The organism is Streptomyces sp. NPDC033216 (assembly GCF_055577115.1).
Genome location: NZ_JBVIQK010000005.1, coordinates 485,516 through 497,026, shown reverse-complemented (window position 1 = coordinate 497,026; position 11,511 = coordinate 485,516). Strand labels below are relative to the sequence as shown.

The 11,511-nt window shown below is 71.5% G+C and carries 10 protein-coding genes; 1 reads left to right on the top strand and 9 read right to left on the bottom strand.

Going from position 1 to position 11,511, the window contains the following annotated elements; all coding sequences use genetic code 11:
• Window positions 1–453: 453 nt before the first annotated feature.
• A complete protein-coding gene (locus ACZ5Y0_RS13885; protein WP_469128859.1) occupies window positions 454–1,458 on the bottom strand; it encodes a stage II sporulation protein M in 1,005 nt (334 codons plus the stop codon).
• Between the two features lie 126 nt (window positions 1,459–1,584).
• On the opposite strand from ACZ5Y0_RS13885, the gene ACZ5Y0_RS13880 reads away from it, so the two are divergent.
• Window positions 1,585–2,523: an RDD family protein gene (locus ACZ5Y0_RS13880; RefSeq protein ID WP_469128858.1), complete on the top strand. Its 939-nt coding sequence runs from the start codon at window positions 1,585–1,587 to the stop codon at window positions 2,521–2,523.
• 17 nt (window positions 2,524–2,540) lie between these two features.
• On the opposite strand, the gene ACZ5Y0_RS13875 is transcribed toward ACZ5Y0_RS13880, so the two are convergent.
• The 8 genes from ACZ5Y0_RS13875 to ACZ5Y0_RS13840 form a co-directional block, all read right to left on the bottom strand.
• Window positions 2,541–3,155, bottom strand: coding sequence for a hypothetical protein (locus ACZ5Y0_RS13875; RefSeq protein WP_469128857.1), 615 nt, complete (start codon window positions 3,153–3,155; stop codon window positions 2,541–2,543).
• 187 nt (window positions 3,156–3,342) lie between these two features.
• Window positions 3,343–4,800 carry an adenosylhomocysteinase gene (gene ahcY, locus ACZ5Y0_RS13870; protein ID WP_469128856.1) on the bottom strand — a complete coding sequence of 486 codons (1,458 nt, stop codon included), beginning with the start codon at window positions 4,798–4,800 and terminating at the stop codon, window positions 3,343–3,345.
• Window positions 4,801–5,123: 323 nt separating this feature from the next.
• A complete protein-coding gene (locus tag ACZ5Y0_RS13865; protein ID WP_469128855.1) occupies window positions 5,124–6,104 on the bottom strand; it encodes a cation diffusion facilitator family transporter in 981 nt (326 codons plus the stop codon).
• A gap of 193 nt (window positions 6,105–6,297) precedes the next feature.
• The gene (gene manA / locus ACZ5Y0_RS13860; protein ID WP_469128854.1) at window positions 6,298–7,449 is read right to left on the bottom strand and encodes a mannose-6-phosphate isomerase, class I; all 1,152 of its coding nucleotides are present in this window, start codon (window positions 7,447–7,449) and stop codon (window positions 6,298–6,300) included.
• A 235-nt stretch (window positions 7,450–7,684) separates the two neighbouring features.
• Window positions 7,685–8,818 carry an SIS domain-containing protein gene (locus tag ACZ5Y0_RS13855; RefSeq protein ID WP_469128853.1) on the bottom strand — a complete coding sequence of 378 codons (1,134 nt, stop codon included), beginning with the start codon at window positions 8,816–8,818 and terminating at the stop codon, window positions 7,685–7,687.
• 114 nt (window positions 8,819–8,932) lie between these two features.
• Window positions 8,933–9,115, bottom strand: a complete 183-nt coding sequence (locus ACZ5Y0_RS13850) for a Trm112 family protein (RefSeq protein ID WP_469128852.1) — start codon at window positions 9,113–9,115, stop codon at window positions 8,933–8,935.
• 267 nt (window positions 9,116–9,382) lie between these two features.
• Window positions 9,383–10,747, bottom strand: coding sequence for a phosphomannomutase/phosphoglucomutase (locus ACZ5Y0_RS13845; RefSeq protein WP_469128851.1), 1,365 nt, complete (start codon window positions 10,745–10,747; stop codon window positions 9,383–9,385).
• 209 nt (window positions 10,748–10,956) lie between these two features.
• Complete coding sequence (locus ACZ5Y0_RS13840) at window positions 10,957–11,379, bottom strand: DUF3499 domain-containing protein (RefSeq protein ID WP_383237281.1); 423 nt, start codon at window positions 11,377–11,379, stop codon at window positions 10,957–10,959.
• Window positions 11,380–11,511 lie beyond the last annotated feature (132 nt).

The following is an 11,511-nucleotide window of genomic DNA, read 5'->3' as shown; positions in this document are numbered from 1 at the left end:
TGCCGGGGACGGGGTATCAACATATCTGGCGTTGATTTTTGGCACGCTGTTGAGTTCTCAAGGAACGGACGCTTCCTTTGTACTCACCCGAGAGACTCTCTCAGGCTTTCCTCCGGGCGCTTCCCTTCGGTCTTGCGTTTCCGACTCTATCAGACCGTTTCCCGATCCGATTTCCTCGGTGCTTTCCAGGCCCCCGCTTTTGTTTCGCGGTTTCCTTTCCGGCGGTTCCGACTTTATCAGAAGTCGTGAGCCGGTTTGACCGACCACTTGTTTCCGATTCATCGGGGTGCTCTGCGGAATCCAGTTCCGAGAGGCTTATAGATTCTAACCCTGCCGCCGACCGGTTCAACTCCAGTCCAGGCAACTGTTTAAATCTACCTCCCCGCACGACCCGTGTCAACAGGTCCCGTGGGGCGAAGAGGAGACTAGCAGTTCACCTGGCGTACATGCACATCAGGCGGCGGTCGGCACCGTGGCGCTGCGTTCGGCTGCTTCCACGTCGCCGATGTCCCCGGCTCGGGCGGCCCTGCCGCCCAGGACATGGACGTAGGTGAGGAAGGCCAGCTCGGCGACGATGCCGATCGTGATGCGGGCCCAGGTGGGCAGCCCGGAAGGGGTGACGAAGCCTTCGATGGCGCCCGAGACGAAGAGGACCAGGGCCAGGCCGATGGCCATGCCGAGGGCGGCTCTGCCTTCCTCCGCCAGGGCGGTGCGACGGGTGCGGGGGCCGGGATCGATGACGGTCCAGCCGAGACGCAGGCCGGTACCGGCGGCCACGAAGACGGCGGTGAGTTCGAGCAGGCCGTGTGGGAGGACCAGGCCGAGGAAGGTGTCGAGTCGGCCCGCCGAGGACATGAGGCCCGTTCCGACGCCCAGGTTGAGCATGTTCTGGAAGAGGATCCAGAGGACGGGGAGGCCGAGGAAGACTCCCAGGACCAGGCACATCGCCGCGGCCTGGGCGTTGTTCGTCCACACCTGGGCGGCGAAGGACGCGGCGGGGTGGCTGGAGTAGTACGTCTCGTACTGGCCGCCCGGGCGGGTGAGCGCACGCAGTTCGTCCGGGGCCGCGATGGAGGACCGGACCTCCGGGTGGGTGCCGATCCACCAGCCCAGGAGCGCCGCGAGCGCCGTGGAGGCGAGGGCGGTGGGAACCCACCAGCGCCGGGAGCGGTAGACCGCGGCGGGGAAGTTGTGGGTGAGGAAGCGGGTGACGTCGCGCCAGGAGGCTCTGCGCGTGCCCGTCACGGTGCTGCGCGCGCGTGCCACCAGCCGGCTGAGCCGGCCCGTGAGCTGTGGGTCGGGTGCGCTGGACTGGATGAGGGAGAGGTGGGTGGCGGTGCGCTGGTAGAGGGTGACGAGTTCGTCTGCCTCGGTGCCGGTGAGGTTGCGGCGGCGCAGCAGGGCGTCGAGGCGGTCCCATTCGGGTCGGTGTGCGGAGACGAAGACGTCGAGGTCCATCGGGGTGCCTGCTCCTCGGCTGTTCGTCGGCGGACCGGTCGGGGTCAGCTTGTCGTACTGCGGCGCGATGTGACTTCAGCTTGGCAGACTGGCCGGTGCCGGGCAGGTGAGGGAAGGGGCGCGGGCGTGAGTGAGCTGGTGACGGGTGAGGCGGTGGCGCTGGAGCTTCAGCCTGCGAGGCTGCCCAGCAGGGCGCTGGCGACATTGCTGGATCTGACCGTGGCGCTGGTGGCCTATGTGGTGGTGAGTGTCGCGTTGCTGGTGGCGACGGCCTCGTTGGACGAGGCGGCGCGGGTCGCGGTGTCGATCGCCGCCTTTCTGCTGATGTGGGTCGGTGGTCCGGTCGCGGTGGAGACCCTCAGTCATGGGCGGTCGCTGGGGAAGGCGGCGTGCGGGCTCCGGGTGGTGCGGGATGACGGCGGGCCGATCCGGTTCCGGCATGCGCTGGTGCGGGGTGCGCTCGGGGTGGTGGAGATCGTGCTGACGGCCGGGGTGGTGGCGTGTGTCGCCTCGCTGGTGTCGGCGCGGGGGCGTCGCCTCGGCGACGTGTTCGCCGGGACACTGGTGGTGCGGGAGCGGGTGCCTGCGGCGCGGATGGGTTTCGTGCCGCCTCCTCCGCCGTGGCTGGCCGGGAGGTTCTCCGGGCTCGACCTGTCGGCGGTGCCGGACGGTCTGTGGTTGGCGGTCCGGCAGTACCTGGGGCGGATGAACCAGTTGGATCCGCGGGTGGGGCAGGCGATGGCCGAGCGTTTGGCCGGTGACCTCGCGGAGCGTACGGGGGCCGCGGTGCCGCCGGGGGTTCCGCCGGCCGCGTATCTGGCGGCGGTGGTGCAGGAGCGGCAGGTCCGGGAGGCGCGGCGGGCTTTCGGGGGTGGTCCGGTGGCGGGGCAGGGAGCGGCATGGCCGGGTCCGCCGGTCGCGCCGGTACCGGGTGTGCCGGCTGTGCAGCGGGGGGTGGGGGCCGTACGGGCGCCGGCGGCGGCGCCCGGGTCCTCGTATCCGGTGGTGCCGGTGGAGCAGTCGTCGGGCGAGCGGCCGACCACCGGGTTCGTTCCGCCCGCGTAGCCCTCGCCGGGGTGGGCTCAGCCGAATGTGGACGGGGGCGATTCGAGGTCTTCCAGCTCGATTCCGGGGGCCGCGAGGACGACGTCTCCGGCGATGTGCACGCTGTGCTGTTCCCCCGTGTCCAGGGCTGTGACCTGGTATTCGTCCACGGTCAGGGGTCCGTTGTCAGTGGTGTGTGCTTCTCTCTTCACCAGGGCCCAGGACTGGTCCACGGTGCGCGGGGCCAGGACCGGGTCGGTGAAGGCGACGAGGCGCACGCGGGTCGCGGACGTGGAGGGGGTGAGGCGCAGGAGGCGGGTGGTGGCGACGAGGAATGCCGGAGAGGTGCCGGTGAAGGCGTGGGCGGGGACGTTGCCTTCTGTGGCATGGGTGCCGGTGGGGTCGGTGCGGACCCAGGTGACGCCGTCGAGGGCTGCGCCGCGTACCTGCCAGTCGCTCGCGTGGAGTTCGAGTCGGAGGGGGCGTCCGAGGGCGTCGAGCGTGAGGTCGACGGAGCCGTGGTGATCGCCGGTGGGGGTGGTCAGCCGGGAGACGTAGCGCCAGCCGGAGGGGCCGGGGGCGCATTGGAAGTGCTCTTGTGCGAGGGGGGTGTGATCGTGCGGATCGAGGAGCGCATAGCGGCCGCGGGGCATGGGGGTCCTGGGGTGTGACGGGCTGGTCCGGTCACCTCGTGTGCCGGGCCGGTGTCGGTGACGGCCGGTCCGGCCGGAGGCCGACGGGGCAGGCCCCCGACACGGGGGTGCGGGGGCCTGCCTCGGAGGACCTGGTGCTGAGGAGTGCGTCGGTGTACGGACGCGCTCCTCAGCGGACGGGTCGGGCTCAGTAGCGGTACTGGTCCGACTTGTACGGGCCGTCGACGTCGACGCCGATGTACGAGGCCTGCTCGGGGCGGAGGGTCGTGAGCTTCACGCCGAGCGCGTCCAGGTGGAGGCGGGCGACCTTCTCGTCGAGGTGCTTGGGCAGCGTGTAGACGCCCACCGGGTACTCGTCGGGCTTGGTGAACAGCTCGATCTGGGCCAGGGTCTGGTCCGCGAAGGAGTTGGACATCACGAACGACGGGTGGCCGGTGGCGTTGCCCAGGTTCAGCAGGCGGCCCTCGGAGAGCACGATGATCTTCTTGCCGTCGGGGAAGGTCCAGGTGTGGACCTGCGGCTTGATCTCGTCCTTGACGATGCCGGGGATCTTAACGAGGCCGGCCATGTCGATCTCGTTGTCGAAGTGGCCGATGTTGCCGACGATGGCCTGGTGCTTCATCTTGGCCATGTCCGAGGCCATGATGATGTCCTTGTTGCCCGTCGTGGTGATGAAGATGTCGGCCTTGTCGACGACCTCGTCGAGGGTCGTGACCTGGTAGCCGTCCATCGCCGCCTGGAGGGCGCAGATCGGGTCGATCTCGGTGACGATGACGCGGGCGCCCTGGCCGCGCAGGGACTCGGCGCAGCCCTTGCCGACATCGCCGTAGCCGAAGACGACCGCGGTCTTGCCGCCGATCAGGACGTCGGTGGCGCGGTTGATGCCGTCGATCAGGGAGTGGCGGCAGCCGTACTTGTTGTCGAACTTCGACTTGGTCACGGCGTCGTTGACGTTGATCGCCGGGAACAGGAGGACGCCGTCGCGCTGCATCTCGTACAGGCGGTGGACGCCGGTGGTGGTCTCCTCGGTGACACCGCGGATCTCGGACGCCAGCTGGGTCCACTTCTGCGAGCCGTCGGTGATGGTCCGGTTGAGGAGTTCGAGGACGACGCGGTGCTCGTCGTTCTCGGCGGTGTCGACGGAGGGGACCTTGCCGTCCTTCTCGTACTCGACGCCCTTGTGGACGAGGAGGGTGGCGTCACCGCCGTCGTCGAGGATCATGTTGGGGCCGCCGGTGGGGCTGTCCGGCCAGGTGAGGGCCTGCTCGGTGCACCACCAGTACTCCTCCAGCGTCTCGCCCTTCCAGGCGAAGACGGGGACGCCCTGGGGGTTGTCCACGGTGCCGTTGGGGCCGACGGCGACGGCGGCGGCCGCGTGGTCCTGGGTGGAGAAGATGTTGCAGGAGGCCCAGCGGACCTGGGCGCCGAGGGCGACGAGGGTCTCGATGAGCACGGCGGTCTGCACGGTCATGTGCAGGGAGCCGGTGACGCGGGCGCCGGCGAGGGGCTGGGCGTCGGCGTACTCCCTGCGGATCGACATCAGGCCGGGCATCTCGTGCTCGGCGAGGGTGATCTCCTTGCGGCCGAACTCGGCCAGGGAGAGATCGGCGACCTTGAAGTCCTGCCGGTTGTCGACAGTCGTCATGTGGAGCTGCTCCTCGGGTTGGGGAGGGGTCTGGGTACGGCTGTTCTGCGCTTGGCGGCGGACACAGAGGTGCCCGAAGGGGACACAGGCATGCCCACATGCGCTCAGCGCAGTCCGTCGGAGGCCCTCTCTCCCTCGGACGGTCCGCCTGGGACCGCCCGACCGCCATCAGCAGCGACGTCTGGCTCCGTTCCAAGCTACACCGGCGGCGGCGGACCGCCCCAGTCCGTCGGCGAACAGATCGCGCCGATGTGGCGGCCGGGCCCGGAAAAGCCGACGGGGCCCGCCGGTGGTCGGCGGGCCCCGTCGGATGGTGGCGGGGGTCAGTGGGCGGCCGGGGGGTGGGTCGGGCCGCCCGGGCTTGCCTCGGGGTCGGGGCCCTTGACGGCCTCGGTCTCGCTGTAGATGTCAGGCTCGAGGTAGATGACGCGTGCGATCGGGACGGCCTGACGGATGCGGGACTCGGCGGCGTCGATGGCCTGCGCGACCTCGGCCGCCGTGTCGTCGTGCCGTACGGCGATCTTGGCGGCGACGAGGAGTTCCTCGGGGCCGAGGTGGAGGGTGCGCATGTGGATGATGCGGGTGACGGTGGTGCCGTCGACGACGGCGGCCTCGATCTTGCGGGTCTCCTCCAGGCCGGCGGCCTCGCCGAGGAGGAGGGACTTGGTCTCGGCGGCCAGGACGAGGGCGATCAGGACGAGGAGGACGCCGATGCAGACGGTGCCGATGCCGTCCCAGACGCCGTTGCCGGTGGCCAGAGCGATGCTGACGCCGCCGAGGGCGAGGACGAGGCCGACGAGCGCGCCGAGGTCCTCCAGGAGGACGACCGGGAGTTCGGGGGCCTTGGCGCGGCGTACGAACTCCGTCCAGGAGAGTTCGCCGCGCAGCGGGTTGGACTCCTTGATGGCCGTCCGGAAGGAGAAGGACTCGGCGATGATCGCGAAGATGAGGACGCCGACCGGCCAGTACCAGTGCTCGATCTCGTGGGGGTGCTTGATCTTCTCGTAGCCCTCGTAGATGGCGAACATGCCGCCGACGGAGAACAGGACGATGGAGACCAGGAAGGCGTAGACGTAGCGCTCGCGGCCGTAGCCGAAGGGGTGTTGCGGGGTGGCCTCGCGCTGGGCCTTCTTGCCTCCGACGAGGAGGAGGGCCTGGTTGCCGGAGTCGGCGAGCGAGTGCACGCCCTCGGCGAGCATCGACGACGAGCCGCTGAACGCGAACGCCACGAACTTCGATGCCGCGATCGCGAGGTTGGCGGCGAGTGCCGCCACGATCGCCTTGGTGCCGCCTGACGCGCTCATGTGTTCGCGTGGTCCCTTCGTCCTCGGGTCGTTCTCGGGGCCGTCCCCGTGGCTCGTTCATGCCGCCTCGGGATCGCCTGGTGCGGGCGCCGGCCGGGCTGCGCGCCGTCTCCGGCTTTGCCCGTCCTTTGCGGTGGGCCATTGTTGCAGTCCGGCCCGTGGTGCGTGTGCCCGGACAGGCGGGTGGGATGCGTCAGGCGACGACGGTGGCCCTGAAGACGGTACCGGTTCCGGACACTTCGGCTGTTTCGGCCGCGGGGACGAAGACGGACCGGCCGGGTGTCAGGGTGTGTTCGCCCGCTCGTACGGTGCCGGCCGTGCAGAGCAGGATCTGCGGGGTCGTCAGGGTGAGGTCGTGAGGGGCGGCGCCCTCGGGGAGGACGTAGCGGGAGAGGCGGAACTCGTCGATGGGGGTCTCGTAGACCTCCTCGCCGTCGGGGGCGGCCTCCGGGCGCAGCACGCCGGGGTCGCCGGGCTCGAAGCGGACGACGCGCAGGAGTTCGGGGACGTCGACGTGCTTGGGGGTGAGGCCGCAGCGCAGGACGTTGTCGGAGTTGGCCATGATCTCGACGCCGAGGCCGTTGAGGTAGGCGTGCGGGATGCCGGCGCCCAGGAAGAGGGCCTCGCCGGGCTGGAGGCGGACGTGGTTGAGGAGCATCGCCGCGATGACGCCGGGGTCGCCGGGGTAGTGGTGGGCCAGGCCGGCGTAGGGGGCGTGGTCGCCGCCGAGGCGGTCGCAGGCGGCGGTCGCGGCCGCGACCGTGTGGGCCATCTCGTCGGGGTCCGCGGTGAGGATCGCCGTCAGGACCTCGCGCAGTGCCGCTTCCTCGGGCTGGGCGTGCAGCAGGTCGACGTACGGCTTGAGGGAGTCGACGTCGAGGGCGGCGAGGAGGTCGGCGGCGCGGGCCGGGTCGCGGAAGCCGCACAGGCCGTCGAACTCGGTGAGGGCGCAGATGAGTTCGGGCTTGTGGTTGGCGTCCTTGTAGTTGCGGTGCGGGGCGTCGACCGGGACGCCGCGGCGCTCCTCGTCGGCGTAGCCCTCCCTGGCCTGGGCGAGGTCGGGATGGACCTGGAGGGAGAGGGGGGCGCCGGCGGCGAGGAGCTTGAGGAGGAACGGGAGGCGGGGGCCGAACTTGGCGACGGCCTGCTCGCCCAGTTCGCGCTCCGGGGCGGCCGCGATGACTTCGCCGAGGGTGCCCCGGCCGGTACGGGAGGGGGCGCCGGGGTGTGCGCCCATCCACATCTCGGCCTGGGGTTCGCCGGTGGGTTCGACGCCGAGCAGGTGCGGGATCGCGGTGGGCGAACCCCAGGCGTAGGGGCGGATGGTGTTGTCGAGGCGGTCCATGCGGGTGTCTGCCTGCCTGTTCTGTCTGTCCTGCGGTCGGGCGGGCGGCGGTCGGCCTGCTGCCGACCGTGGTCGGCAGTGCGCGGGCGGCTGTCCGCGAGCGGGCTCGTCGCCGGCGGTCGGTCGGCTGCCGACGGTCGGTCGGTTGCGTTCTGAGGGCGGTCGGCTGCCGGCCGCTGTCTGGGGCGACGGTCCGTTCCGGCTTGTGGGTGCCGGGCGGACCGTCGTCGTCAGATCAGGCTCCCGAGGCGAGCGCCAGGTAAACGGCGGCGAAATCCGTCATGGCGATCAGGTCGGCGAGGGTCACGAGTTCGTCGCCCGACTCCGGTTCCAGCTCGCTGATGGGTGTGTCGTGACTGAGCGCCAGTTCGCGGGCGGCCGGGGCGGCGGTCAGGCCGCCGATCGGACGGTCGCGCAACAGCACCACACGCGCGTGCAGGGCGGGCGGCTCCTCGACGCGGTCGCGGAAGAAGTCGTCCGGGTCGGCACTGGCGGCGAGCGGGCCCGCGAGCAGGGCGTTGTGCGCGGCGAGGGCCTCGGGGAGTTCGGCCACGAGGGAGGGGCGGCCGGAGAGTTCGGCGAGCGCGGCGGCGAAGCGGCGGCCCGCCGGGCCGGCCGAGGTGCCCTCCGTCCAGATCACGGGGAGGGAGTCGGCCAGTTCGACGGCCAGGGTCTTCGCGGGGTTGCTGTAGGTCGCGACGGCCGGGCCGCAGCGCTCGGCGATGTGGTCGAGACGGTCGGCGACCTTCTCCAGTTCCTCGGGCGGGGCGGAGAGCAGGGCGATGCGGTCCAGGAGCACGAGGAGGGGGGTGAGGAGCGCCCACAGGACGCCGGGGGCGGAGGCCGCGACGGGAGGCTGCTCGTCCTGCTCGTACGGGGCGGTCGCCATGGGGACGAACAGGCCGTGCGCCGCGTCGGCCGCTTCGGCGAGCGGGGAGCCGGCGGGGGCCACGGCGACGACGGTGCAGCCGCGGCGGTACGCCTGCTCGGCGAGGAGGCAGAGGCCGGGCTCGGTGCCGTCGGGGGTGGTGATGAGGAGGAGGTCCACGGAGCCGGCCCAGCCGGGGAGGTCCCAGCGGAGGGCGCCCGCGGCGGGGGCGACGCCGGCGGGCGCGAGGCGGGTGACGGGGCAGGCGGCGCCGGCGAGGGTGCCGAGGAGGTCGGCGACGCAGGTGGCGGCGGCGCCGGGCCCCGCGAGGAGGATCGCGCGCGGGCGGCCGTCCGGTTTCAGCTGCTGCACACCTGCCTCGGTGGCGTGCCGGACGGCGGTGCGGACGCGGGCGCCGGCCTCGGCCGCTCCGCGCAGGAGGGCGCGGTGGTCCGCCTCGGCCAGGGCCTCCGGCGTGTCGAGCAGCGATTCGTCGAGCATGGCGTTCAGGTCTCCGATCGCCTGTGGTCGTCGGTGTGCGGGGGCACTGCGCGGCCGGCGGGTGCGGGTCGCCTCACGTGGCCGGGTTGCGCCGGTACGGCGGGCGGGGCGGCGTTACGCGGGGCGGCGCGCCTCGTCGATGAGGAGGACGGGGATGCCGTCGCGGATCGGGTACGCCAGGCCGCAGTCCTGGCCTGTGCAGATCAGCTCGGCGTCCTGCTCGGTGTCCTGCTCCTTGAGGGGGGCGTGGCAGGCCGGGCAGGCGAGGATCTCCAGGAGGCCGGCTTCGAGCGGCATGGGATGTCCCTTCGGGGTGGGTGTGGCTGGTGGCGAGGTGGGTGGATGTGCCTGGTCAGGGTACCGCTGGTGGGGTTGGGGTGTGGGGCGGTCGGGTGAGGCGCCGTGCGTCGCCCTTGCCGTCCCGTCCTGACGGGCTCTGCCCTTCGGGAGTTCCGCCAGTGGCCCGCCCCGCGGGCCCCCTTGATCGGCTTGATGGGCTTGGCCGGCGTCGTCCTCGTACTCTCCGGGCGCGGGTTCCCCGAGGCCAGGCGGGCTGGGTGCACCTCAGCCCCTGATGACCGCCAGTACCTCGTCCCTGATCTTCCTCATCGTCGCCTCGTCGCGGGCCTCCGCGTTGAGGCGGAGGAGGGGTTCGGTGTTGGAGGGGCGCACGTTGAACCACCAGTCGGGAGCGGTGACCGTGAGGCCGTCCAGTTCGTCGAGGGTGGTGTCGGGGCGGGCGCCGTAGGTGGACCTGACCGCGGCGATGCGGGCCGCCTGGTCGCCGACCGTGGAGTTGATCTCGCCGGAGCCTGCGTAGCGGTCGTACTGGGCGACGAGGGCGGAGAGGGGGGTGTCCTGGCCGCCGAGGGCCGCGAGGACGTGGAGGGCGGCCAGCATGCCGGTGTCGGCGTTCCAGAAGTCCTTGAAGTAGTAGTGGGCGGAGTGCTCACCGCCGAAGATCGCGCCGGTGCGGGCCATCTCCGCCTTGATGAAGGAGTGGCCGACGCGGGTGCGGACGGGGGTGCCCCCGTTCTCCTTCACGACCTCGGGGACGGTCCAGGAGGTGATCAGGTTGTGGATGACCGTGCCCCGGCCGCCGTGGCGGGCGAGTTCGCGGGCGGCGACCAGGGCCGTGATCGCGGACGGGGAGACGGGGTCGCCCTGTTCGTCGATCACGAAGCAGCGGTCGGCGTCGCCGTCGAAGGCGAGGCCGAGGTCGGCGCCCTCCTCGCGGACCCGCTTCTGGAGGTCGACGAGGTTGGCGGGGTCGAGGGGGTTGGCCTCGTGGTTGGGGAACGTGCCGTCCAGCTCGAAGTACATGGGGACGAGGTTCAGGGGCAGGCCGTCGAAGACGGTGGGGACGGTGTGTCCGCCCATGCCGTTGCCCGCGTCGACGACGACCTTCAGGGGGCGGATGGAGGTGATGTCGACGAGGGAGCGGAGGTGGGCCGCGTAGTCGTTCAACGTGTCCGCCCGCGTGATCGTGCCGGGCCGGGCGGCCGGTCGGGGGCCGGTCGTCTCCGACCAGTTCTCCACCAGTTCACGGATCTGCGTCAGGCCGGTGTCCTGGCCGACGGGGGCGGCGCCGGCGCGGCACAGCTTGATGCCGTTGTAGCGCGCCGGGTTGTGCGAGGCGGTGAACATCGCGCCCGGGAGGTCCAGCGCGCCCGAGGCGTAGTACAGCTGGTCCGTGGAGCACAGGCCGATCTCGGTGACGTGCACGCCGCGGGCGGCCGCGCCGCGGGCGAAGGCGCCGGACAGGCCCGGTGAAGAGGGGCGCATGTCGTGGCCGACGACGATCGCCTCGGCGTCGGTCACCTGGGCGAAGGCCGCCCCGAACAGTTCGGCCAGCGACTCGTCCCACTGATCCGGGACCACCCCGCGTACGTCGTACGCCTTCACGATCTGCGACAGATCAGCAGCCACGGCCAAACCTTCCTGAAAGTCCTGTCAGTCACCACAAACTACCCGGCGTCGCTGACGGGCCGTCGTGGGTCGGCCGGGCCGGCCCGGCGGACGTCACGTGCGCCGTGACCTCGGGTCGGGCGTGGCGCTGGGGGCATCCGGTCCGGCCGCGTCCGCCGTGACGGGACGTCCGTGGTCGTGCGTCGGCGGGACGGAGGGGAGCGGGCGGGTCAGTTGTCAGGTGAGCGCAGTACCCGCAGGTGGCCGCGGCGGGCCACCTCCATCGGGTCCGCTCCGCGGCTCGCGCCCCCGGCCCCGGCCGCGCGTCCCTGCGGGCGGGCTGCCTCGCGGACGGCGTTGGCAAGGGCTTCCAGGTCGTCGCCGCTGGGGCGGGCGGGAGCCGAACCGTCGAGCAGCCGGACGACTTCCCAGCCGCGCGGGGCGGTGAGGCGCTCGGAATGCTCGGCGCACAGGTCGTAGCAGTGGGGTTCGGCGTAGGTGGCGAGCGGGCCGAGGACCGCGGTCGAGTCGGCATAGACGTACGTCAGCGTCGCGACGGCGGGTCGGCCGCAGGCGGTTCGCGAACAGCGACGTACAGGGCTCACGACGTTGGACGGTACCGCACTCTTGAGCGGGCCGCGACGACTCTCCACCAGGTCACTCCACCGTGTCGTGTTGTGAAACGCCCCACAGACCACACCAGTCATACCCCGCTGACCTGCGCGAACACCAGTCCTGAGGGTGAGGAAGGCGTCCGGGTGCCGTCATCGGTGCGGACAAACACC